Genomic DNA, 22,327 nt, shown 5'->3' with positions numbered 1-22,327 from the left:
TGTGTCCCACAAAGGTAATGCGTTTCACATAAGGAGCACTTCGATATGACTACCCACGCACCTCCTTCCAACCCGGCCCAATCCGGCACCGAGGAAATCCAAGTCGAGTCAAAGGACGTCTTCCGCATCGCCAGTTCCGCGTTCGTCGGTACAGCCCTCGAGTGGTACGACTTCTTCCTCTTCGGTACCGCAGCCGCGCTTGTCTTCAACGATCTCTTCTTCTCAGGAATGTCAGGCACCGGCGCAACCCTGGCATCCTTCGCCACCTTCGGAGTAGGTTTCCTGGCACGCCCTCTCGGCGCGGTCATTTTCGGCCAAATCGGCGACAGGATGGGCCGCCGACCGGCCCTCATCATCTCCATCGTCGTCATTGGCATGGCCACCGGCGTCATCGGCCTGCTCCCCACCTTTGACAGCATTGGCATCTGGGCGCCCATCACGCTGGTCATCCTGCGCCTGCTTCAGGGCATTGCCGTCGGCGGCGAATGGGGCGGCGCTACAACCATGGCCATCGAGCACGCCCCAGCCGAGAAGCGCGGTCGCTATGCCGCTTTCGTGCAGATCGGTTCCCCCGCCGGCACGCTGCTTTCTTCCGGAGCCTTCGCGCTTGTGCTCATGCTGGACGATGCCACAGTGAGTTCCTGGGGTTGGCGTGTGCCTTTCCTCATCGCCTTTCCTTTCCTAGCGGTAGCACTGTGGATTCGCACGAAGGCTGAAGAATCTCCTGTTTACAAGGCCCTTGAAGAGGAGGCAGAAGCAGACGAGGCAGCTCACCAGGGCTCACTGAAAGAGCTCTTCACTGAGCATTTCTCACAGCTGTGCCTGGCTTCCGCGGCCGCTTTCCTGGGCATCGGCGGATTCTTCGTCATGAGCACCTATGTCCTCTCCTACGCCACGACCACGCTGGACTTCCCGCGGCAAACTGTCGTTAATGCCACCCTCCTCGGCGCCGTGTGCCAGATCTTCATCAACATCATCTTCGGCCGCATCGGCGAAAAGATTGGCCCCGGTCGAGTTATCGGATACGGCGCGCTTGCCACCGCCATCATGGCGTGGCCGCTGTGGGCAATGATCGACACGGGGAACCCCGTACTCCTCACGCTCGCCGTCTGTCTCGGCCTGTCGCTAGTTACGATCACCTATTCCGTATCTGGAGTCCTCCTCTCGGAGGTCTTCCCTGCGAATGTCCGCTATTCCGGGGTGGCTATCTCCGCCAACATCGCGTCGGCAGTATCGGGGCTGCTACCCTTCCTCGCCACCGCATTGAACGCATCCAATGAGACCCCCAGTTCTATACCGGGAATCATCATCTTGGCCGTCACCGCCTTGATCACAGCCTTCGGCGGTTTCGCCGGCGAGAAGCACCGCCGCGAAGACGATGTCACCATCGTCGACTAGCCCGAAACAGTTCATAAGAAAAACAAGTTGGGACACGGTGCTCAAGCCCATTAAGCTCAGGTACCGTGTCTCACGATCTCTCCTCCTCCACCCTGAACGCACGCGCCCGGCGGGTTGTCGCCTGGGTCGCTGCCTTGAATCTCTTTGGCTTCTTCGTCGAATTCGTCGTCGCCTGCGTCATCGGCTCGGCCTCACTCTTCGCTGACGCCGCCGATTTCCTCGAGGACTTTCTCATCAACGCACTCGTGCTCTTAGCGCTGCGCTGGTCGGTGGAGGGGCGTCGCAAAGCAAGCTATGGCCTAGCCGGGCTCATCCTGATCCCCGCCGTGGCGTCCTATGGCATGGCGATATGGAAGATCATCAACGGCGCCGTTCCTGAGCCGCTCACACTTTCCAGCACGGCCATTTTCGCCATGCTCATCAACCTGCTCTGCGCGGTGCTGCTGGTGCAATTGCGACACGGAGGTGCCCTCACTCGCGGGGCGTGGTTGGCCGCGCGCAATGACGTCGCCGCCAACATTCTTATCCTCGGCGCCGGTCTTGTGATGCTGGCATGGGCGAGCCCCTGGCCCGACATCGTGGTCGGCCTCATCATCGGCACCATCAACCTGCGCGCGGCGGCTGAGGTCTTCGAACAGGCACGCGCGGAAGACCCAGAGATCGAAGCAGACTAACGCGCCGTTTTTAAGAATTACTTAAGCAAACGGCGGTCGGCTGGGTTCTACCCCTTAGACCACAGAGGCTGAAATTGAGCGTGACACGACCCCACAAACACCCTTTCACTCCCCCTAATGGGGTCATTCTTTAGTTTGTGAACGAACGGTCAAAGAGACGTTTTCCCAGAATACGGTCTAGTTAGACAAAACCAAGGTCGGCGCAAATTTCTTAGTCAATTGTTCACCCGGGGGCCACCCGATCGAAATGTATTTCTGCATTCGAAAATATAAACAATTCAAGGGGTGCGCGATCCTGAAAAGGGCCTTATTGTTGCAACACGTCACGCACTGGGCACTACAGCGCAAACACAGTGTCACCACAGTGCGTCACCGCATTGCCCCAAACTTTCATCCAGGAGAACAACAATGACCCAGCGTCGTCGTACCGCCGGCCTCATCGCCGGCCTTGCGATCGCAGGCACCGCCCTCATCGCACCGGCTGCCTCCGCAGCCACCCAGACCGAGTCCTACCCGGAGACCCCGGCTGTGAACGCAAAGCTGCCTATCGTTCACACCACCCACGGCTCCGACCACATGAAGGCCAACGTGCTCAACCCGCGCCCGGTGTGCAACCCGTGGGAGGATCACCGCACCGTGGTCTACAAGGTGACCGATAACTTCATGCCGGCAGGCACCATCTCCACCACCAACCAGACCAAGAAGGACATCCCGCTGCAGCAGGACCTGTCCAAGTCCCAGTCCATCACCCTGTCCGTCAACGGTGACCGCACTGAGACCACCTCCATGAACGCTGGCGGCAAGGGCTCCGGCAAGAACTCCGAGGGTTCCTTCGGCATCTCCCACGAGATCGCCACCAAGCTCGGCGCTTCCGCTTCCTACTCCCTGTCCTGGGAGGCTGGCCAGTCCATCGGACCGTACGATGTTCCGCCGAACCACACCGGTGAGGCTACCTACGGCTTCCGCGTTCTGAACATGACCGGTACCCAGCAGTACTGCAAGCCGAACGGCACCTGGTCCACCCCGACCTTCTGGTCTGCAATGCAGCCGATGAAGAACGAGGTTCGCGTCAAGCTGTACGACGACATCGCTGATTCCTACGCTCCGAACAAGGACGCTCAGAACACCACCGACGTCAACGACCCGAAGGTTGTTGAGGAGGAGAAGTCCCCGGAGGCTGACGCTGAGGTCATCAAGGACAACGAGGTCGCTCCGGAGGAGAAGGCCGTGTCCGAGGCTGAGGGCAAGAAGGAAGAGGAAGCCGACAAGAAGGTCCAGGAGGACGTCGAGAACGGCAAGACCGACGAGGCTAAGCAGAAGCTGGACCTGAAGCCGGTTCTGACCACCTCCGGCGCTAAGCACGCTGGTTACGCTGGCACCGTTGCTCTCCGCCTGGAGAACGTCGGTTCCGAGCGCTACTACGGCGACTTCCCGGCCGTCCAGTACCGCGTTGATGTGAAGACCGCTGAGGGCCCGAAGGGCGTTGACCGCCTCATCACCCCGCGTTCCTCCAACGGTGCTCACATCCGTGACCTGGGCTTCGACGAGAAGTCCTCGACCCGCTCCTTCGAGGTCACCCTGGCCAACCCGATTAACGCTGGCGAGTCCGCTCGCGTTGCCAACCTGGACTTCGGCGACGGCAACACCAAGGAAGGCCGCCTGAAGAACTACATCGAGGTCACCCAGATTTCCCGCCTGAAGGGCGACAACTCCACCGACAACGACCAGAACGTTGACTCCCGCGAGATCACCGTGAAGGACACCGGCAAGAAGGCTGAGGGCCTGTTCTAAGGAACATCCCTCGCCCACTGCAGAGAGTGTGCACAGCCCGCCGGCGCTTAGTCCGGCAGTGAGAGAGTGAGAGGACCCCGACCGCTGTGAAAGCGGTCGGGGTTTCTTTATGCCCTTAGTCCGCGGCTTCGCCACCTGCCCCGCAGTTCTCCCCGCTACCCCGCCTTCGTTAACGCCGGGGAAGTTCTGCGCTGCAGGGTTAGTTGGCTATTGTGAACTAATGAAGTTCTTTCGCTCCGCACTTGCGGGCATTCTCTCGGCGGGGTTGATCATCTCCCCCGCCCTCGCCCAGCCGGCACACGCACAAGCACTGGATACGATGAGCAGCGATGCCGCCAACATCGATCAGCACTCCAGCGCCCTCGATCCCATCGCCTTAGGCCCGTTGGCACCTCTACTCTTCGCCGACAACATTTTCGCCGCCTGGTCACAGGTGCTTCAGCAATTGAAAGTCCCGGTGTTAGCACCAGACGCTACGCGCCCACCGGCGACGGCAGCCCCGGCACAACTGCACGAACTGCGTCACGTCCAGGACAACGTATGGGAGCTCAAGGCCTATTCACCGGCCATGGACCGTGTCATCACCAACGACATCATTCTTCCCCCAGGAGGATTGGAGAACACGCAGCCCCGCCCGAGCTACTACCTACTGGGTGGTGCCGGCGGTGGCGAGGACGCACTGTGGTGGGACGGCGGAGGGGCCTCCGAGTTCTTCCGTGACAAGCAGGTCAATGTCATTTCCCCGCGTGGCGCATATGGCTCGATGATGTCCGACTGGGCGCAGCCTCATGACACCCACGGAAAATACAAGTGGGCCACCTATCTGACCAAGGAACTCCCGCAGCTTATCGACGCCGAGTTCCACGGCAACGGCCGCGACGGAATCGCGGGTGTAAGCAACTCCGGTGGCCCCGCATTGGAGCTGGCTACGTTCGATCCGCGCTTCACGGTGTCTGGTTCCTTCTCCGGTTGTCCCTCGACCACAGGCGTTCTCGCACAGTCCTTTGCGTGGGCAAGTGCTGCGTTCTACGGCACTGACCCGGCTCGCTCCTTCGGCGCGCCGTGGGATCCGGCGTGGGCGCAGCATTCGCCGGTTCTCAACCTCGATCAGCAACGCGGGCGTAAAACCTTCGTCATCGTCTCCCGCGGCGGCCCGGCCGATTTTGACGTCGACATCGAGGACTCACCACTTCCCGCGCTGGGTCTCAACGAGCGTTTGGATTATTGGTGCAGCTCTTATTACGCCAAGCAGGCCACCGCAGCTGGCGTAGACCTTGACTATTACGAGCTTCCCGCGGGGCGCCACACATGGGGGCTGTTCCGGCGCGAGCTGGCCATCAGCTGGGCCACGGTTGGCCCAGCGCTCGGGGTGTAACCCCTAGATCACCGCAGGCTGCAGAAGTAAAATCAACATTCATGAATGTCATGGATACTTGGGAGCCCACGCTGGGCACCGGACCACTGTTAGGGATTGCGGTTGCGGCCATCGCCGTCATCCTCGTCCTCGTCATCTACTTCAAGGTGCACGCTTTCGTCACACTCGTCACGGTCTCCGCGCTAACCGCCCTGGCCGCTGGCATCCCGCTGGATGGTGTGGTTCCCACCATGACGAGCGGCTTCGGCTCAACCTTGGGGTCCGTGGCTTTGCTGGTGGGGTTGGGCGCCATGATCGGGCGTCTGGTGGAAACTTCCGGCGGTGCTAAAACGCTTGCCGACGCCCTCGTGAAACTCTTCGGCGAAGACAAAGCGCCCCTAGCACTCGGCGTGGCCTCCCTCATCATGGGCTTCCCCATCTTCTTCGACGCGGGGCTCATGGTGATGCTGCCGGTCATCTTTGCCGTCGCCAGGCGCCTGGACGGCCCAGTTCTGGCCTACGGCATCCCCGCCGCCGGCGCCTTCTCCGTCATGCACGTCTTCGTGCCGCCGCACCCGGGCCCTGTGGCCGCCGGTGAGTTCTTCAGCGCGGACATCGGTCTGATCCTCATTTTTGGCCTCCTCGTTGCGCTGCCCACGTGGTATCTCTCCAGCTACCGCTTCGGTCTCCACCTAGGAAAGAAGTATCCCTACCGCCTCGAGGAAGCCATCACCGGCGCCTTGGTCAGCGATGCCGAACTCCCGGATCGCCCGGCCTCCCCGGCCTCAGTAATTGGCATCCTGCTCATCCCCATGATCCTCATCTTCGGCAATACCGGGTTGACCACGCTGGGCACCGCTGGTGTTGTTGATCCTTCCGCCACGTGGGTTCGCTTCTTCGTCTTCCTGGGCCAAACACCCATCGCGCTGTTGATTACCACTCTTGCAGCGATGGCCGTGCTAGGCCTGCGCCGCGGGGAGGGCAAGAGCGCAATTGAGAAGACCGTGGAGTCTTCGCTCGGACCGATCTGTTCCGTCGTCCTCATCACCGGTGCGGGCGGCATGTTCGGCGGGGTGCTGCGCACCAGCGGTATCGGTGATGCGCTGGCGGACTCCATGTCTAACCTCGGCGTCCCTGTCATCCTGGCCTGCTACCTCATCGCGGTAGCCCTGCGTCTGGCGCAAGGCTCGGCCACCGTTGCGCTGACGACGGCCGCCGCGCTCATGGTGCCTGCCGTGGAGGCTGGCGGCTTCAGCGAAATCCAGTTGGTCCTCATCACGCTCGCCACCGCAGCCGGCTCCGTCTTTGGCAGCCATGTCAATGACTCGGGCTTCTGGCTCGTTGGCCGTCTCATGGGCATGGACGTGTCCACCACCCTGAGGACGTGGACCGTCAATCAGGCGCTGATTTCCTCGATTGGCTTCGGCATCGTCCTTATCTTCTACGGCGCCGCCGCGCTGTTCTAGGCCTGCAGGTACTCGGCCGCCGCGGCGGCCAGCTCCTCCGGGGTGGCGCTGACATCCAGCACGATGCCTGCCTCCTCCGGCCGCAGTTCCTCCAGAGTCTCGAACTGCGAATCCAGCAGAGATACCGGCATGAAGTGTCCGGTCCGCCGGCTCATGCGTTCCTTGAGCAACTCATAGGAGCCATGCAGGTGGATGAAGACCGTATCGGGCGCTGCGGCGCGGATGATGTCACGGTAGGAATGCTTGAGCGCGGAACAGCCCACGATGGCCCCGGACTCTTGCTCGGCTAGAAAGCGCCCGATGGATTCGAGCCAGGGTTGCCGGTCATCGTCGTCAAGCGCCTGCCCCGAGGCCATCTTCTCGATGTTCGCCGCGGGGTGCATATCGTCCCCATCCCGGAAGGGCAGGCCGGTGCGCTGCGCCAGCAACTCCCCGACCGTCGATTTGCCGCAGCTCGAGACTCCCATGATCACCACGTGCTTGCGCATCAATCCTCCTTAAGACAGCACCCGATCCTACGCGCTACGCACTACGTGGCGTAGCGCGGCTGACCACAGCGCGGCTTAGCCCAGTGGACCGTAGCCGAAGTCGCCGCGCTGCACCTCGCCGCGGGCATTCGGATCAAAGGTGGCGCACAGGGCCGCCGCCACGTAGCGCACGCCGCCCTCCGGCGCGGAGGAGCCGACGCGCTCTGCGCAATTCTCAAGAGCAGGCATGCCGATGCTCTGCCCCGGCATAGTCATGGAAAAGAAGGACGCGGCCATCATGGTGTTGCCATCGGCGCGCACGTACTCCGAGGAGCCCTTGATGGCCTGCCAGGCAACTGCCCCGACGGGATCGGTGCGGAACTGATCCCGCTCAGTCTGAGTCAGCTCGGCATTGGCGGCGGGCACGGACAGCGTTGTGATGAGAAGTGCAGCGGATGCGGCAAGTAGAGAAAACTTTTTCATAGGAACACTGTATCCTCCAGCAGGAAGATTGTCGCGGCGTTTTCTATTTGTCTTCGAAGCGGATCGATCGACGCAGCTGCCGAATCTCAGCGGGCCCCACGCGGCAACAGCCGCCCAGAAGACCGACCCCAGCCACGCGCATCTCGGCTGCCGCCTCATTCAAGCCCATCGCACCGGCCGGAGCAGGACGCCAGTCGCGGGCGCCGCGGTCCCAGATCTCCCCACTGTTGGGACAGGCTAAAAGCGGCTTATCGGTTCCAGCGCGCAATGCCTTCACCGCCGCCCATGCCTGCGGTGGGCGCACACAATTCACACCCACCGCACCCAGCAACGGTATCTGGTTGGCCAGCGCGATCACCTGTGAGAGCTTCGTCGGGTCGGCCGCGATGGCGCCGGTGATGCTCAACGCAAAGGGCTTGGGCTGGGCCGAGAGCAGCTCCAGAAGCACCGCGGCCTCATCGACATTCGGGATGGTTTCAGCAAGAAGGAAGTCGGCCTCCGTGTCCGCGAGCACCTCTACCCTGCGGGCATGCCAGCGGCGCAATTCGTGCGCCGAAAGACCATAGGCACCGTCGTACTCGTTGCCCCGGCCCGGGCCTGCTCCATAGGGGCCAATGGATGCGGCAACCATTAGATCACCGTGGGCAGCATGTCTGTCGCCGGCCTTGCGGGCGGCGTCACGCGCTACCGTGACGCTGCGGCGCAAAAGAGACTCCGCCTCCCCGCCCAGCACATCGAAGGTGATTTGATAGGAGGCCGTGGTGGCAATCTGGGCGCCGGCGGCAAAGAAATCCGCATGGGCAGATTCGATGAGGGCGGGGTTCTCACGCAGCACACGCGCCGACCACAGCGGACCCGAGATGTCGTACCCCAGGGCCTCGAGGTGGGTTCCAAGGCCGCCGTCGAAAAGCAGCGGCGCGTCAAAGAGGGCCATGGCGCACGAGCCTAGCAATGCGTGGGCAGCCGACCCCCACCATGCCAATAGGTTTCATTAATAGTTGCATTACTTTTCTTAATCTTTTACCTTCTGACACTGAGCCTCAACAGCCCTTCCTCCTGCTCATTGTCATGCTTTTCGACATCCCGCTCTTACCCGGATTTCTCACGGGCCAATAAGCGCAAACTATACTTTCCCAGCCTTAACCCAGGGATTTTTGAAGAAATTCCTGAGTTTTTGAGAATGGTTGACACATCACCAGCATTTTCTTGGCAAAGCTTTCCATCAACCTAAGAAGCCACCCCCAAGTGCCACCCCCGCCGCCCGTCATTTCTAAAGAAAACTATGCAATTTCAAGCCTTCAGAGCGGCAAACCCAAAAGAAACTTAAGCCCGCCGCGCGAAGGCACATAAACTCACAGACAAACCTTAAAACTGCTGGTCAAGTGGCTTTTGAGCATCCCAAAGAGCTTTAATTTTAAGTGAAAGTACCGCTCGGTACGAGGTCGAAAAAGCCTCCACTTAACACCTGAAGCAGAAAGAGGTGCCCGTCATGTTCCGCCTCCCATTCGGACATAAAGCCACAAAGATCGTCGCCCCGGTTGCTGCCGTTGCAGCACTCTTCGCCGGTTCCATCAACGCCCCTGCTCAGGCTGGTAGTTCCTTCGGTGCATTCAACCCGGCTGACTTTGGCTTCACCATGCCGTCCGTTGCCGGCCCGGCAGCCCCGGCTCCGCACGCTGCAGCCAGCGTTCAAGGCCTTATTAATCAAACCAATGCGCAACGTGTGGCCAATGGCCTCGCGCCGCTGCGCGTTGATCCGAACCTGACCAACCTGGCACAGGATTGGGCCAATACCTTGAGCCGCGATGGCAGAACTCGCCACCGTCCGAACTACTGGACCTTCTACCCCGCCGGCCTGCCCGCTGGTGGTGAGAACGTCCTCCAGGCATGGAGCGACTACTCCGATGCCCGCCTGGTACAGCTGTGGATGGATTCCCCCGGCCACCGCAAGAACCTGCTCGACCCCCGCGCTAAGTCCGTGGGAATCGGCCTGACTGTCGCTCCCGACGGCCGGTTGTACGCCGTGCAGAACTTTGGGCGGTAGATCTAAAACCCGAAAGGGGCGCAGTTAGGCGGCTCATCCTGCGCCCCTGGGTGTCCACTCGCTGCACGCTATAGTGGACTCCATGCTCACGCGACTCGAAGTTGATGGTTTCAAGAACCTCAAGAATTTCAGCGTCGATCTCGGCCCTTACACCTGCATCGTGGGCCGCAATGCTGTCGGCAAGTCAAATATCTTCGACGCAATTTCTTTCTTCGGCTCAACAGCCAATGCCTCTCTTAACGATGCCGCCGCCAATCTCCGCGGTCTGCGTGGCGATATCAGCGAAATCTTTGGCAACGACACGAACTCGATCACGTTTGCCGCCGAGATGATCGTCCCCGCAACTTTTCGAGATGACTTCGGACAAGAAGTAGAAATCGCCACGACTTTCCTGCGGTACGAGCTTGAGTTCCAACTCGTGGAGCAGGAATTCACTGCGGATCAAGTCGTGCGAACCATCGAACTTGTCCGTGAGGATCTCACGGCACTCACCCAAAAGGACGCCCGTGAAAGGCACCCCTGGGCTGCAGAAGCATTTCGCAAGACTGCTATTAAAAGCACAGGTGGCCGCCCCGCGTTCATTAAGACAACGGCCGAAGACTCCATCGAGGTTAAGTCGGGCAGACGGGGGCGCAATCCGCACCTTCCCCTGAAGGAAGTTCGCTCCACGGTTCTATCCGTCTACGGGCGCAGCGCGGATTACCCAGCAATTGCTGCAGTACGCAGAGAGCTTTCCACGTGGAAGCTACTGGGCCTTGAGCCGAGTGCGATGCGTGCTCCGAGCGCGATGAGTGATCCGTCAAGCGTCGATGCCCGCGGCGCCAACCTCCCGGCGACCCTTGCCCGCCTCACGCAGGAAATCGGCGATCAAGCAACTGTTCAATTAGAAGACACGCTCCTCGATCTCGTTGATGTTCGCTCGATTGACCTCGACATCGACAGCTCGCGTCAATTGATCACGCTTCAAGCAGAAATTGGCAATGCACCGCTGCTTCCCGCGCGTGCGCTCTCGGATGGAACACTGCGTTTCATCGTCCTGGGTCTCCTCGCCATCGACCCCAGCACGAACGACGTTTTATGCTTCGAAGAACCAGAAAACGGCATTTATCCCGACAAGCTTCGCGCTATGTATACGCTCCTGCATGAGCTGGCTGTCGATTCACGCCACCAAGTGGGCCCGGACAATCCCCTGCAGCAAATGATTGTGAACTCCCACTCCCCTGCCTATTTATCCCTACACCAAGAGGATTGGGGCGAACTACTTGTCGCCGATAGCCACCCCATTGACAACTCCTTAAGGCTCCTTCCAGTCCTTGGCAGCGAGAATTGGCGGACCATAAATCCAGGAACACCGGGCGTTATTGCAACGGTCATCGAAGAAATCCTCCACGTTTCCTTGAAGCATCAGGATGAAGCTGCTTGAAGCACAACTACTGGGACACCGGTCCAGAGGCGGCAACCCCACCGACCACAGCAACAGCGTCGAAGCCCCTCCACACTCGTTACGAGCACGCCGCGGCCATGCGAGATGTACCCCACGGAGAGCAACAACTCACGCTGCGTGGGCTTAACTTACTTGATTTAAGCAACAGGCGTTTGCATGGCGCTACGCCGCGTGTACTCAAGGTCCTTTCCGTAAATAGTCAAGCCCGTGATGTCGTGCTGGTCCGATTTCCGGAAGATGAAGGATGCCAGATAGCCGATAACGAGAGTTCCTACGAACGCGACAATCGAGACCAAGAATGGGCCTTGGTCCAGCTTTCCAGCGAAGTACGCAGCAATCGCTCCGCAAAGGAGCCCGATGAGAACGCCATTGGAATTTGCGGACTTCGTAAAGATACCCAAGACAAATACCGCAGTGAGCGGAACTCCAAAAAGACCGGTGATCGCGAGGAACAGGTCCCACAGGTCCGACTGGTTGGTAATGATGAGATACAGCGCAACGGCCAATCCGAAGGTTCCGGCAACGATGATGACCAGGCGAGAGAAAGTAACCGACGCTTCCTTCGGGGAGAAGCGGTTATAGATATCCACGACAACGCACGCGGAAATCGAGTTGAGCGAAGAAGAAATTGTCGATTGCGCAGCCGCCAAGATGGCAGCAATCAAGAGTCCGGCAATGCCTGCAGGCAGCTCCGAAAGAATGAAATACGGCACTACAGCAGAAGTGTTGACTCCCTCAGGCAGACCACCCTTCGCTTCGTAGAAGTTATACAAAGCCGTTCCCATCCCGTAGAACAGCGGAATAGTTATCAGCGCCAGAATTCCGTTGACGATGAGAGACTTCTTCGTCGCTTGAATCGTAGGAGTCGTTTGGTAGCGCTGAACGACGTCCTGAGAAGAGGTGTACTGGTGCAAGCTGTTCAGTACATTTCCGATAAAGATGAATGGTATCGAGGAGAAGACTGCATTCGTGGTGAAGTTGTCCGCTGAGTAGAACTTTCCTTCTTCAGCGGCGTTAACCACCGCACCGCTAAATCCGTCGGGAGTCATAGCCATGGCCGTCAGCACTACCGCTGCAGCGCCAGCCAGCAGCAGGACACCCTGAATCACATCAGACCAAATCACGCCTTCCATGCCTCCCAGGAAGGTGTACACAATACAAAGAGCGCCTACAAACGCGGCGACGACCAGCGGGTTGATATCTGCCACCGACGTGATCGCCAATGTTGGCAAATAGATAACGATGGCGATGCGCCCGACGTGATAAAGAACGAAGAGGAGCGAGCCGAGGACTCGGAGGGCTACGGAGAATCTCTCCTCGAGGTATTCGTAGGCCGTAGTGACATCCAGCTTCCTGAAGAACGGAACATAGTAACCGATCAAAATTGGAACAATGGCAAAAATAGCGAGGTTACCAGCCGAGTAAGCCCAGTCAGTCAGATACGCCTTTTCCGGAGTGGACATAAACGTGATGGCAGACAGCGTCGTGGCATAGATTGAGAATCCTGCCGCCCAGCCAGGAATCCTGCCACCCGCTTTGAAGAATTCGTCCTGATCACTGCCGGCCCTACGCGCAAAATAAGCGCCGACAAGAAGCATTCCCAGGAGATAGAGGATCAGAACTATCCAGTTGAGTGTTCCGAATGATTGCATTTGGCCTTCCCTTCAGGGCTTTCGATATAGAGAGCTAAATCACTCTCTAATTTGTCTGTGCAACAAAGCATGTTAGAAGATACAATACATCAGACGTCTGATGTTTGAAGGGATTTAAGATATAGCCGTCTACCCCTGATCGTCAGAGCGGAGTGCTACTCCCCCGCAGCGCTCATCCTTTAAGCACCCCGCCAACGTGGAAGGCTTAAGATATATCGAAAAGAAAAGAGGGATTAACCAGTGCACACCGGAACGTGGGGATTCAGTGAAGCCACACATCGCCCTGCCTCAACCACCCAGCAGGCTGTAGAAGGCATCAAACAATACATTCGGGACAACGCCCTCAAGCCCGGGGACACTTTGCCAACCGAATCAGAGCTCTGCGAAGAGCTTGGCTTCTCTCGCTCCTCTGTCCGAGAGGCCATCAGAATCCTAACGACGCTAGATATCGTCGACGTCAGGCACGGAACAGGAACGTTTGTCTCCAGCACGTCCCTCAAAGCTCTAGTTCAAGGACTCATTTTTCGAGCGACTCTCGACGCTGATGACAACCTTGAAACACTTCGTGATGTAGTGGAAATCCGGCAGGCGATTGATCTTGCTATCGGGCAAGAAATCACAGCCAAACTCGACCCCTCGAAGCTAGAGCAGTTGAGCATCATCGTGGAAAAGATGTCAGCCAAGCGGAAGCAGGGCCTAAACTTTGCCGAAGAGGATCGGGAGTTCCATCAGGTGCTGCTTTCCGAAATTGATAACCCGATCATCCGTGAGCTCAATGATGCCTTTTGGCAAGTGCACATGAACGTCATTCCACTTCGCAAGTTGGAAGAACCACAGGACTTCAGCAGGACGGTTCGCGCGCACCAAGACATCGTCGATGCTCTACAGAACAATGACCTGAAGAAGTATCAAGAGTCTGTACTCAGGCATTACGAGCCTCTGCTGACTTCGCTGTGACAATCCGCGTCAGCTATTGAAGCTCCGCGTAATCCAGGCAGGATCTGTGATGGCAGTGCCAATGATGATTGCATCGGCGCCAGCGCGCTTTCCTGCAGCCACATCATCGCGCGAGGCAAACCTGCCTTCGCCTATCAAAAAAGCATCTTCACCACAGAGCCGTCGCCCCTCTGCCAAGCATTCAAGATCCGGACCTTCAGTCTTGCTCCGGAATTCTGTATAGCCGGCCAGCGTCGTTGAAATGATATCCGCCCCCGTGTGGTGCGCCTGCTGCATTTCTTCCGGGGTTGAACAATCGGCCATTGACAAGACATTAAGCCGGTGACACTCTGCGACAAGATCAGAAAAGCTTGAGCCATCAGGCCTAGGGCGATCCGTGGCATCTGCACAGATAACAGCTGCCCCTGCCTCAGCCAATCGACGGACGGACTCTACAGTTGGCGTGATATAAACCCCCTCACTCCCCTCCTTTGTAAGGCCGAAAACTGGTACATCTACTGCAGCTGCGATTGCCTCGACATCCTCGATGCCGCCATACCCGCCACACCGGATTGCACGGCTTCCTCCCTCAACGCACGCACGAGCGACATGCGTCAAGGTATGGGTATCGCGCATTGGGTGACCATCTGGCGCTTGCACCGAGACAATCACCGAGTTTCGAATTAACCCTTGGACTTCTTCTCGGCGTTCCGCCAGTTCACTACTCTTAAACCTAAACATATACCTGAGCCTTCTTCTGGATATATCGCAGATAAACGGTGCTAAAAAGCGTTATCTCGAGCAAAAGCCGCTGCACCCACTAACGGTGCTGTCGCCGGAGATTCAGTAACCCGAATTGCAACGGAGCGATTCGGCTTCAATGCGAAATCCTCTATGGCCTGACGGAATGGTTCTTCCACAGCGGCACCAATCTGACACACACCGCCGCCCAAGACAACGGCATCAAGATCAAGAGCCGAAACAAGACCAGCCACCGCACGGCCAAGGCCATAAGAATTCCCTCGAATAATCCGGGAAGCGAGTTCATCTCCCTGGTTCATTCTTTCCACGACCTTTTCGAGGGGAAGCACTAACTGGGCCCGTTCCTTCCACTGCACCCGCTCGCTCGCCGGGTTCGTAGAAAATTCTTCATAATACGCAGCCAAGCTATTGCCGCTCATAATGTTTTCGGCGCGGTCCGCAAAGCCCCGGAAATCAGCGCACAAGAGCTCCGAAAACTCTCCGGCCGATCCGGTAGGTCCGCTGAGCAGACTCCCGTTATCGCTTACCGCACCACCGACACCAGTTCCCAACGAAAGGTACAGGACTCTGCCGGACTGGAACTCCCTCGCGGCTCCGAGCATCAGCTCTCCGTACGCCCAGACTCTCACATCATTGTGAACAGCACACGGAAGGTCAACAACCTCTTTCGCGACCTCACGAAGATTGGTACCAGACCAGTTCTTAATGGTGTCCCCGTTGTAGGTGACGAGTCCCTCAGGTGCCTGAATCACTCCTGGCGAACCAATGCCGATTCGCGCCGGGGCAATGCCCGATCCTTCCAACGCCAGCTGAACGGCTTTCTTAATCTGCTCCTGTGGCGAAGCACCGGCCGGCTGGGTAGGAATCTTTCCCAACGCAACTGCCTGCGTTGGGTCTTCATCAGACACGAAGCCCCAACCAATCTTTGTTGCACCGACATCAAGCGCAAGGGTACTAGTCACTCTTCACTCGTTTCGTCGTAGTTCAGCGAAATTAGGGCTCGATCACCTGAGCGGCATCGACGATCTCATGAATCTTAGCCAGCTCCTCATCATTCAGAGCGACGTGCGGACGGGACATCAGCCCCGACGGAAAGACGCCCAGGTGGTGAAGCGCTGCCTTGAAGCTGCCGAGACCTTGCGAGCTTCCGCCCATGCGGGTCCCATCGCCCACACCAACGATGGTGAAAAGGTCACAAATCTTAGACTGCAATTCCGCGGCCTCGGCATACGCCCCGTCCACCAGTAGCTCATGCAACTTCACGTAGGAAACCGGGTCCACGTTGCCCAGACCAGGTACCACGCCATCGGCACCTGCCAGGTAAGCAAAGTCGACCGTAGTTTCCGAGCCAGTTAAAACCACAAAGTTTTTCACCCCAGCCTTGTCGCGGGCGCTAATCAGAGCACGCGTGTATCCATCATTGCCGCCAGAATCTTTAACGCCAGCGAGCACACCTTCCTTGGCGAGAGAAATAAGGGTAGAAATATCCAGTACCGAGTGAACACTGACCGGAATGTTGTACGCGTAGATGGGAGTCTCTGGCGCGGCTTCGTGAAGAAGTCGGAAGTGCTCAGCAATTTCTACATCGTGAGTACGAACATAAAAAGGGGCAGTGGCAACTAGACCCTGGACCCCGAGCGCGACGGCATCTTCAATATGCTCAATGACTCGCGGAGTCGTCATGTCAATCACGCCTGCAACTACCGGAACTCGCCCGCGAGCCTGTTCCGCCACCGTTGCAATGACTTCCTTACGCTGCTCTCGTGTAAGGAAAGCCACCTCACCTGAAGAACCGAGAACGAACAGACCATGAACACCAGCCTTAATCAGCCGTTCGGCCTGACGCTTGAGGGTATCGATGTCGACGGAGTAGTCCTCGTTAAACGGAGTCAGAAGCGGCGGTACAACGCCGTGCAGGAGCTGTGTGCTTGCAGTCATGTCTTGAACCCTTCCTATTCACTTTTTCACTTGAGTCATAAGACATCATACGTCTCCTGCGATTGTGATGCAGCTCCTTCCAGCGAAAGGAAGCAAAGGAAGAGAACTGACTAACCTAACCTGGCAACAGCTCGGAGGCCTCCCCACCACGCTCACTACGAGCACATCGCGGGCGCGCGAGGCTGCTACGTAGAGTAACGCCCGCTCGCGCTGCAGCGCCTCGCGGCTTACATCAAGCAAGATGACGTGCGTGAATTCTAAGCCCTTGGCGTTGTGCATCGTCATCACCGCCATCGGGCGCTCCCGGGACGTGCGCCGCCCAGTGCTCACGGCCACGCCCAGCTCGCCCAACTGCGTGGCGATCTCATCCTTGCGGGCATTAGCCCGGGTCAGCACACCGATGGAGACATCGTCATCCCCGAAGGTCCAGTCCCGGATACGCGCGGCCAAGGCCTCAGCTTCCTCCGCCTTGCTCGCAGAATTCAAGACAACCGGCGCAGGACCCTGGCGCACCGAACGATAACCATGCAGATCGTCGATATTCTCTTCCGAATCCACCCACTCGGCACCGTCCAGAATCGCCGTGGCATAGCCCAGGTTCTGCCGGGTCGTGCGGTAATTCACGCGCAGCTTCGTCGTGGCACGCCCTCGCGTTTCAATCCCGTAATCACGCAGCACCAACCGCTGCCCATAGATGCGCTGGAGCGCGCGACGTTGCTGACCAGCCAGTGCTCATCACAGCAGGAGATGGGTACATCGAGGGCGAGCTGGGAGTAGTCGGAAAGGCTCATGGAGTCCAAGGCATCAGCGGGGCTGGACCTTTTGGGAGGATTGCGGCTCAGGAGTTCGAGAACATTTCACCTGGCTAAGCTCAACACCAAACGCAGCCTTTTGCTGAAATAAATCTCCAGAGTTCTCCTCCCCTTTGCCCCTTTTAAGGCATGCTGGAGAAGACTATTCGCTACAGAGGAGGCTCCGGTGGGTTTCAACACCAACATGCACCAACTATCGGCGCTGATGCGCAATACCGAGAACGGAGAGATTCAGCTCCCCGATTTTCAGCGAAAGTACAAGTGGGAGGACGAGCGCGTCCGCCAGCTCCTCATAACCATCTTCCGTGGGCATCCGTTGGGCATCATCATGTTGCTGGAAACCGGCAATTCTTCTGTCAGGTTCAAGCCACGGCCCATCGAAAGCACCGAGGCGACTGCTACTTCCGAGCCCAAGTTCTTGCTTCTCGACGGCCAGCAACGACTGACATCGCTTACCCAAGCCCTCAAGGGTGATGGTGTTGTTCACACCAAAGACTCACGCGGCAAGCGCCTCGACCGCAGGTACTTCATCAATATCCAGAAGTCTATTGAGGATCCCTTCGAGCTGGATGAAGCAGTGATCTCGGTACCGGCTGATGGGGTAATTCGAACCAACTTCAACCGCGATATCGTTCTCGATCTCAGCAGTATGGAAAAGCAACACGAAGCGGGATACATCCCTGTTTCGTTGCTTCTCGATCAAATGGGGCTCTTCGAATGGTTTGGCAAGCTGGGTGATACCGAACTCATGACCGCATTCAGCGATGGGATCATCCGTCAGGTCAACGAATACAAGATTCCTGCAATTGAGCTAGACAAGCAGACGGACAAGGCAGCGGTGGCCACCGTCTTCGAAAAGGTCAATGTTGGTGGACTCCCACTCAACGTTTTTGAGCTCCTCACAGCAGTGTTTGCAGGCGATGCCGAGTACTACGACAGGTACCAGCACGATTTCCGCCTCAACGACGACTGGGTGGAGACTAAGGAACTGTGGAAAGAACATGATGTCCTCCACAAGGTGGAGAACACTGACTTCCTCCAAGCAATCACGATGCTGACGACTCTTGAGCGAAGCAAGCATTCTTCGGGAGGCCGCAAAGTCGGTCTGTCTGCCAAGAGGGAAGACGTTTTAAGGCTTGAGTTGAACGACTACCTCACCTGGCGCGACGCCCTACGTCAAGGATTCATCTGGGTAGCAGGCTTCCTAGCGGATCTGCATATTTACCGATTCAGGGATGTCCCCTACCCGAAGCAATTAGTTCCGCTAGCTGCCATCGCCGTTGTTCTTGGCAAGGAAGCAGACAAGCACCACGTCAAAGAGAAGATTACGCAGTGGTTCTGGAGTGGAGTCTTGGGCGAGCTTTATGGCTCTGCCATTGAGACGCGCTTCGTGCGTGACCTTGAAGGGGTGCCTGCTTGGGCGATGGGTGAAGAGACTACCGCCCCACGCACCGTGCAGGACGCTACCTTTGCGGAATCCCGCCTTCATTCCTTGCGCACCCGCAATGCCGCGGCATACAAGGGCATTGCTGCACTGATCATGGCACAGGGCTCTACGGACTGGGTCGAAGGGAAGCAATTCGGCGCTTTCCAGTACAGGGACATGGCCGTAGACATCCACCATATTTTCCCTAAGGACTGGTGCAAAAAGAACGGAATTGATGATGAACGCCGCGAGTCTATCGTCAACAAAACGACGCTGAGCGCACGTACGAACCGTGTCATCGGTGGCGTCGCACCGTCGGCATACTTGACCAAAGTTGAGAGCGAATCAGGCTTTGATGCCAACGGCGTAGACGACGTTCTCCGCGGACACCTCATTTCGCCCGAAGCACTGCGCAGCGATAACTTTGATGCTTTCTTCGAGCGTCGAAGGGAATCACTCTGCACACTCATTGAGGGTGCTCTGAAGAAGACGGTTCAGCGCGATGTCAGCGAAGGAAACGCTGTGGAAGACTCGTCATTCTTCGAGGAAGAAGCGCTTGAGGAGACTGCCCAAGAAGTAATTGACCCACGTTCGGAGGCCTAAGGCAAAGTTGTTTCCTCTCTGACCGACGCAGCCAGGCAGCTTTCGACCAAGAGCGACGGCACCACGCGTGTGCAGATTAGACAACTTGGCCGAACGCCGCTCTCAACCTCAGGACTCGCAATGAATGATATTCATACTCTTCGCACTCCCCGACTCAGTTTGTCGGCACCAACTGACGCCGACATAGACGCCATCTTTGCCATCCACTCGGACGCCCGCACTTACGAACACCGCCCTGACCTAGCTATGAAGACCAGGGAGGAAGCCACGGAGTTGGCACGCACATGGCAGGCCAACTGGCGCGAGAATCAGCTGGGCTACTACGTGGTATCCACGCTCGATGGCACGACCATAGGATTTACTGGCGTGCGCCATAGCGAGGAGGCCAGTGAAGAAGTACTCAACCTCTACTACCGCTTCGCACCCGAATCGCAGGGCAAAGGCTATGCCAAGGAGGCCGCAGCCGCTACGATTGTCAGTGCGCGCGAGCGTTTCCCGCAGCTCCCAGTCGTTGCGATAATCGACCCCACTAATGAAGCGTCGATTGCCCTAGCATTGAAGCTCGGACTGCAGCACGTTCCTGGCGCCGGAGTGCCGGACGACTATGAGGTCTACCGACTGGGCTGATAAAAATATCTCGACACTCGCAGCTCAGCCACTCTTTTGATACGTGGGAATGACTCCGTAGAACTGAAATGCCCTGGTTATTGATGCAGTCCCTGCAAGGGGAAGCGATCCGAAGGAAGACTTAGTTGCCACGAGCCCGGCAAGAAGGTCTTCAGGTAGCGAACAATCCCCTCCAGTACGGGCTTGGGAGTAAACGCGACGAAAGCACCCGCCAGTGCGGCAATCACCCCGATAGCAACGGCTGCTCCTCGCGAAGATCCAATCGATGATTCTTCTCTCTTCCCATCGTTTGCTGGACTGTTTGGCTTATCAGGAGTCTTCAAAGGTGAGAGCTCACCCTGCCGCTTAATATACTCGGAGAAGACATCGACGTCGATTGCCGTGCCGGTAGAAGTAACACGCGCATCGACGAATGAATCAACCTTGTCGCCACCATTTACCACGTAGTTGCTAATGGCCAGTGAGTAGGTGGCATTCATGTCCATTGACGTGCCATCATCCAGCTTTATCGCCGTGACACGCTCGCCAAATGGCGCAGATGCGTCGAAATCAAACGTGAATCCGGCAGTTCGTGGGAAGCCGTTTCCACCGTCCGGGTTGGATTCAATACCCTTTTCCAGTGCATCCTTGATCTGTGCGCCTGTTGCTTGAATCGCGATTGGTGAGTTCCCGAAAGGAAGCACCGATTGTGCATCGCGACGGGTCAAAGTCCCTTCTTGCATGTCGGCACGCTGGCCGCCACCGTTCTGCCATCCGAGCTGGGTATCGAAATGTTCGCGGTATGCATCCGCTACCAACGGACCTAGTTCTGCTTTTGATAAAGCCTGCGTCGCAGTACCAAGTTGCTCGCCCAGTTGGCGGTCTAATTCACCGTAGAGTTTCTCGCTGCGTGTCTTCCACTCTTCGTTAGCGGTTAGCGATGGATTGACCGGATGGTTCACCACTTTCACTGTGTTCTCCTGTGTGGACCGGTCAACGGTGATGTCGAGGTGAACCAACGTTCCATAATCAGCGCGCGGTGCGACGATCGGCCGACCATCTGCGGTGTAGGTTACTTCTTCCGGTGATTGCGCCTCGTTTTCTTCACGCAACGCTGCTGCAAGCTCGGGATTCTCTTCCATTACCCGAGTGGTGTCTTCTTTTGAAATCTGGCTCAGCAAAACGATTGCATCGACGCCTTCTTCTTGGAGCTTGTTAACCCCGGCGCGTGCGGAATCAATGAAGTCCCCCACTACCACATCCTTGGCGGCTACCGTTCGATCAAGGTCGGCAGTAAGAGAAACAAACCCGACGGTGAGGTCGCCAGACTTAGCGGTGAACGTGGTCCCGTCATCACTGATCGGCTCGCCATTCTGGGTAGTCAGGTTGCTGGAAATCCACGGAAACTCGGCTTTTTCGATAAGGCTACGAGTATGGTCCACGCCGTAATCAAAGTCGTGGTTGCCAAAATTGCCAACGTCCACACCGAGTTCGTTAAAAGCCTCTACGAATGGCTCACCGCGAAAGACTGAGCCGAATAGGCTGCCGGCAGCGAGTTCTCCACCAAAGGCGACAATAGGGTCGCCTTCTTCTTGGCGGGTTTTCTCGAGGGCAGTTGCTAAGTAGGCGATGCCACCTTGGTGGCTACCGTCATCCCAGGCTCGGGGCTCAAATTCCTTCATGTCCTGGAAGTAGACAACGTCTCCGGTCGCTACTGCCGCCTGACCTGGGTCCGATTCAGCAGCGACAGCGTTAGATGCGTTGAGAGAAAGAAGAGCAGTCCAAGCAAGAATGGTGTGACGATTGCGCATAGAGGAATCTTGCCTAACGCTGTTGGAGGGGTCCCAACCTTGAAGCAAAATTTAGATGAACATTCATCGTCCACATGTTTACCGCTGGGCCCAAGCTACGAATACGCCTAGCTCGCGGGCATGCCCCTTCAGGAATCCCACGGCTCCAATGCCTTAACCGGGTACCGTCCTTCAACAGCAAAGCGCTGGCACACCACCTGGGTATCGTCGTCGATTTCTAGCTCTCCGATGTACTCAACGAATTCGGGTGAGCGCCAGAATTCTTCATGTCCGGCGCGCCATTCGCTGGCATCGGCGTAGCCTTCGCCCTCGGCGATGGCGTGCTCGTCGCTGACGTCGGCGAGTCTGCAGACCTGGACCTCGATGGTGCGGATGGCGCACACCACGTTGTCGTGTGAGTCGAGGACGGCCTCAAGAGTGCCCACGTCCTCGCGCGGGTCGTGGTCGCGCGGGTGCTCGGCCAACAAGGACGTCGTAGTGGTTTTGGTTCCGTCCAGGATGGCGGTGACGAGGGCGTCGCGAAGCGGGCCAGGGAAGGCGAACTCACCGCGGGGCAGTTCCGCTATAGGTTTCAAAGCGTCCTGAGTCATACGTTCACAGTACGTGGCCAGTTAAATGTTGCTGAGTGAGTACGTGCTCGCTTTCTGTTCCGACCGGCCG

Annotated in this window: 21 protein-coding genes; 10 read left to right on the top strand and 11 right to left on the bottom strand. The window is 57.8% G+C overall.

Translation table 11 applies throughout. The annotated features are described in order from the left end of the window. The first annotated feature begins 45 nt into the window (after nt 1-45). The 5 genes from HMPREF2808_RS07980 to HMPREF2808_RS07960 all read left to right on the top strand — a co-directional run bounded on the left by HMPREF2808_RS07980 (nt 46) and on the right by HMPREF2808_RS07960 (nt 6,683). Entirely contained in the window at nt 46-1,398 is a 1,353-nt protein-coding gene (locus tag HMPREF2808_RS07980; protein WP_070624389.1) for an MFS transporter, read from the top strand. Between the two features lie 65 nt (nt 1,399-1,463). Beyond that, nucleotides 1,464-2,072, top strand: coding sequence for a cation efflux transmembrane domain-containing protein (locus HMPREF2808_RS07975; RefSeq protein WP_070624388.1), 609 nt, complete (start codon nt 1,464-1,466; stop codon nt 2,070-2,072). A gap of 408 nt (nt 2,073-2,480) precedes the next feature. Then, nucleotides 2,481-3,863: a hypothetical protein gene (locus tag HMPREF2808_RS07970; RefSeq protein ID WP_070624387.1), complete on the top strand. Its 1,383-nt coding sequence runs from the start codon at nt 2,481-2,483 to the stop codon at nt 3,861-3,863. A 220-nt stretch (nt 3,864-4,083) separates the two neighbouring features. Continuing rightward, on the top strand, nt 4,084-5,238 hold the full coding sequence (locus HMPREF2808_RS07965; protein ID WP_070624386.1) for an alpha/beta hydrolase: 1,155 nt from the start codon (nt 4,084-4,086) through the stop codon (nt 5,236-5,238). Between the two features lie 50 nt (nt 5,239-5,288). Further along, on the top strand, nt 5,289-6,683 hold the full coding sequence (locus HMPREF2808_RS07960; protein ID WP_070531104.1) for a GntP family permease: 1,395 nt from the start codon (nt 5,289-5,291) through the stop codon (nt 6,681-6,683). Here HMPREF2808_RS07960 and HMPREF2808_RS07955 read toward each other — a convergent pair. The 3 genes from HMPREF2808_RS07955 to mmuM all read right to left on the bottom strand — a co-directional run bounded on the left by HMPREF2808_RS07955 (nt 6,680) and on the right by mmuM (nt 8,567). Next, nucleotides 6,680-7,171, bottom strand: coding sequence for a gluconokinase (locus HMPREF2808_RS07955; protein WP_070624385.1), 492 nt, complete (start codon nt 7,169-7,171; stop codon nt 6,680-6,682). The two genes, HMPREF2808_RS07960 and HMPREF2808_RS07955, sit on opposite strands and share 4 nt — an antisense overlap. Before the next feature lie 75 nt (nt 7,172-7,246). After that, a complete protein-coding gene (locus HMPREF2808_RS07950) occupies nt 7,247-7,633 on the bottom strand; it encodes a hypothetical protein (protein ID WP_070523427.1) in 387 nt (128 codons plus the stop codon). A gap of 43 nt (nt 7,634-7,676) precedes the next feature. Next, nucleotides 7,677-8,567, bottom strand: a complete 891-nt coding sequence (gene mmuM / locus HMPREF2808_RS07945) for a homocysteine S-methyltransferase (protein ID WP_070624384.1) — start codon at nt 8,565-8,567, stop codon at nt 7,677-7,679. Between the two features lie 555 nt (nt 8,568-9,122). Between mmuM and HMPREF2808_RS07940 the strand changes: the two genes are divergently transcribed. Together HMPREF2808_RS07940 and HMPREF2808_RS07935 are read left to right on the top strand one after the other, a co-directional pair. Continuing rightward, a complete protein-coding gene (locus tag HMPREF2808_RS07940; RefSeq protein ID WP_070530969.1) occupies nt 9,123-9,677 on the top strand; it encodes a CAP domain-containing protein in 555 nt (184 codons plus the stop codon). 82 nt (nt 9,678-9,759) lie between these two features. Then, on the top strand, nt 9,760-11,100 hold the full coding sequence (locus HMPREF2808_RS07935) for an AAA family ATPase (RefSeq protein ID WP_070624383.1): 1,341 nt from the start codon (nt 9,760-9,762) through the stop codon (nt 11,098-11,100). 158 nt (nt 11,101-11,258) lie between these two features. Here HMPREF2808_RS07935 and HMPREF2808_RS07930 read toward each other — a convergent pair whose 3' ends face one another. Continuing rightward, nucleotides 11,259-12,773, bottom strand: coding sequence for a sodium:solute symporter family protein (locus HMPREF2808_RS07930; RefSeq protein WP_070597212.1), 1,515 nt, complete (start codon nt 12,771-12,773; stop codon nt 11,259-11,261). Between the two features lie 240 nt (nt 12,774-13,013). On the opposite strand from HMPREF2808_RS07930, the gene HMPREF2808_RS07925 reads away from it, so the two are divergent. Beyond that, complete coding sequence (locus HMPREF2808_RS07925) at nt 13,014-13,730, top strand: FadR/GntR family transcriptional regulator (RefSeq protein ID WP_070523448.1); 717 nt, start codon at nt 13,014-13,016, stop codon at nt 13,728-13,730. Between the two features lie 9 nt (nt 13,731-13,739). Here HMPREF2808_RS07925 and HMPREF2808_RS07920 read toward each other — a convergent pair whose 3' ends face one another. The 5 genes from HMPREF2808_RS07920 to HMPREF2808_RS13530 are packed head-to-tail and all read right to left on the bottom strand — an operon-like array spanning nt 13,740 to nt 17,200. After that, entirely contained in the window at nt 13,740-14,450 is a 711-nt protein-coding gene (locus HMPREF2808_RS07920) for an N-acetylmannosamine-6-phosphate 2-epimerase (RefSeq protein WP_070523451.1), read from the bottom strand. 41 nt (nt 14,451-14,491) lie between these two features. Continuing rightward, nucleotides 14,492-15,433, bottom strand: coding sequence for an ROK family protein (locus HMPREF2808_RS07915; RefSeq protein WP_070597211.1), 942 nt, complete (start codon nt 15,431-15,433; stop codon nt 14,492-14,494). 31 nt (nt 15,434-15,464) lie between these two features. Next, a complete protein-coding gene (locus HMPREF2808_RS07910) occupies nt 15,465-16,409 on the bottom strand; it encodes a dihydrodipicolinate synthase family protein (RefSeq protein WP_070523457.1) in 945 nt (314 codons plus the stop codon). Nucleotides 16,410-16,454: 45 nt separating this feature from the next. Further along, nucleotides 16,455-17,033, bottom strand: coding sequence for a 3'-5' exonuclease (locus HMPREF2808_RS07905; RefSeq protein WP_141752589.1), 579 nt, complete (start codon nt 17,031-17,033; stop codon nt 16,455-16,457). Beyond that, nucleotides 17,030-17,200 (bottom strand): hypothetical protein, encoded by a 171-nt coding sequence (locus HMPREF2808_RS13530; RefSeq protein ID WP_154762536.1) that lies wholly within the window; start codon nt 17,198-17,200, stop codon nt 17,030-17,032. The genes HMPREF2808_RS07905 and HMPREF2808_RS13530 overlap by 4 nt, the downstream gene beginning before the upstream one ends. Before the next feature lie 187 nt (nt 17,201-17,387). On the opposite strand from HMPREF2808_RS13530, the gene HMPREF2808_RS07900 reads away from it, so the two are divergent. Then, the gene (locus HMPREF2808_RS07900; RefSeq protein ID WP_070624381.1) at nt 17,388-19,250 is read left to right on the top strand and encodes a GmrSD restriction endonuclease domain-containing protein; all 1,863 of its coding nucleotides are present in this window, start codon (nt 17,388-17,390) and stop codon (nt 19,248-19,250) included. A 120-nt stretch (nt 19,251-19,370) separates the two neighbouring features. After that, complete coding sequence (locus HMPREF2808_RS07895; protein ID WP_070624380.1) at nt 19,371-19,877, top strand: GNAT family N-acetyltransferase; 507 nt, start codon at nt 19,371-19,373, stop codon at nt 19,875-19,877. A gap of 77 nt (nt 19,878-19,954) precedes the next feature. Here the strand turns inward: HMPREF2808_RS07895 and HMPREF2808_RS07890 are convergent, their stop codons facing one another. Further along, a complete protein-coding gene (locus tag HMPREF2808_RS07890; RefSeq protein ID WP_070624379.1) occupies nt 19,955-21,667 on the bottom strand; it encodes a bifunctional metallophosphatase/5'-nucleotidase in 1,713 nt (570 codons plus the stop codon). A 128-nt stretch (nt 21,668-21,795) separates the two neighbouring features. After that, on the bottom strand, nt 21,796-22,257 hold the full coding sequence (locus HMPREF2808_RS07885; protein WP_070597199.1) for an ASCH domain-containing protein: 462 nt from the start codon (nt 22,255-22,257) through the stop codon (nt 21,796-21,798). Between the last annotated feature and the right edge of the window lie 70 nt (nt 22,258-22,327).

The sequence above is a fragment of the Corynebacterium sp. HMSC078A10 genome (genome assembly GCF_001811565.1).
GTDB lineage: Bacteria > Actinomycetota > Actinomycetes > Mycobacteriales > Mycobacteriaceae > Corynebacterium > Corynebacterium hesseae.
The sequence above is the reverse complement of the archived record's forward strand: the minus strand, read 5'-3'. Positions and strand labels throughout refer to the sequence as shown.

Excerpts from the sequence above, each read along its gene's own strand:
- HMPREF2808_RS07955 (WP_070624385.1), bottom strand. The coding sequence starts at position 7,171 with ATGCGCAAGCACGTGGTGATCATGGGAGTCTCGAGCTGCGGCAAATCG.
- HMPREF2808_RS07960 (WP_070531104.1), top strand. The coding sequence starts at position 5,289 with ATGGATACTTGGGAGCCCACGCTGGGCACCGGACCACTGTTAGGGATT.
- HMPREF2808_RS07895 (WP_070624380.1), top strand. The coding sequence starts at position 19,371 with ATGAATGATATTCATACTCTTCGCACTCCCCGACTCAGTTTGTCGGCA.
- HMPREF2808_RS07890 (WP_070624379.1), bottom strand. The coding sequence starts at position 21,667 with ATGCGCAATCGTCACACCATTCTTGCTTGGACTGCTCTTCTTTCTCTC.
- HMPREF2808_RS07920 (WP_070523451.1), bottom strand. The coding sequence starts at position 14,450 with ATGTTTAGGTTTAAGAGTAGTGAACTGGCGGAACGCCGAGAAGAAGTC.
- HMPREF2808_RS07970 (WP_070624387.1), top strand. The coding sequence starts at position 2,481 with ATGACCCAGCGTCGTCGTACCGCCGGCCTCATCGCCGGCCTTGCGATC.
- HMPREF2808_RS07885 (WP_070597199.1), bottom strand. The coding sequence starts at position 22,257 with ATGACTCAGGACGCTTTGAAACCTATAGCGGAACTGCCCCGCGGTGAG.
- mmuM (WP_070624384.1), bottom strand. The coding sequence starts at position 8,567 with ATGGCCCTCTTTGACGCGCCGCTGCTTTTCGACGGCGGCCTTGGAACC.
- HMPREF2808_RS07910 (WP_070523457.1), bottom strand. The coding sequence starts at position 16,409 with ATGACTGCAAGCACACAGCTCCTGCACGGCGTTGTACCGCCGCTTCTG.
- HMPREF2808_RS07965 (WP_070624386.1), top strand. The coding sequence starts at position 4,084 with ATGAAGTTCTTTCGCTCCGCACTTGCGGGCATTCTCTCGGCGGGGTTG.
- HMPREF2808_RS07980 (WP_070624389.1), top strand. The coding sequence starts at position 46 with ATGACTACCCACGCACCTCCTTCCAACCCGGCCCAATCCGGCACCGAG.
- HMPREF2808_RS07950 (WP_070523427.1), bottom strand. The coding sequence starts at position 7,633 with ATGAAAAAGTTTTCTCTACTTGCCGCATCCGCTGCACTTCTCATCACA.
- HMPREF2808_RS07940 (WP_070530969.1), top strand. The coding sequence starts at position 9,123 with ATGTTCCGCCTCCCATTCGGACATAAAGCCACAAAGATCGTCGCCCCG.
- HMPREF2808_RS07930 (WP_070597212.1), bottom strand. The coding sequence starts at position 12,773 with ATGCAATCATTCGGAACACTCAACTGGATAGTTCTGATCCTCTATCTC.
- HMPREF2808_RS13530 (WP_154762536.1), bottom strand. The coding sequence starts at position 17,200 with ATGAGCCTTTCCGACTACTCCCAGCTCGCCCTCGATGTACCCATCTCC.
- HMPREF2808_RS07935 (WP_070624383.1), top strand. The coding sequence starts at position 9,760 with ATGCTCACGCGACTCGAAGTTGATGGTTTCAAGAACCTCAAGAATTTC.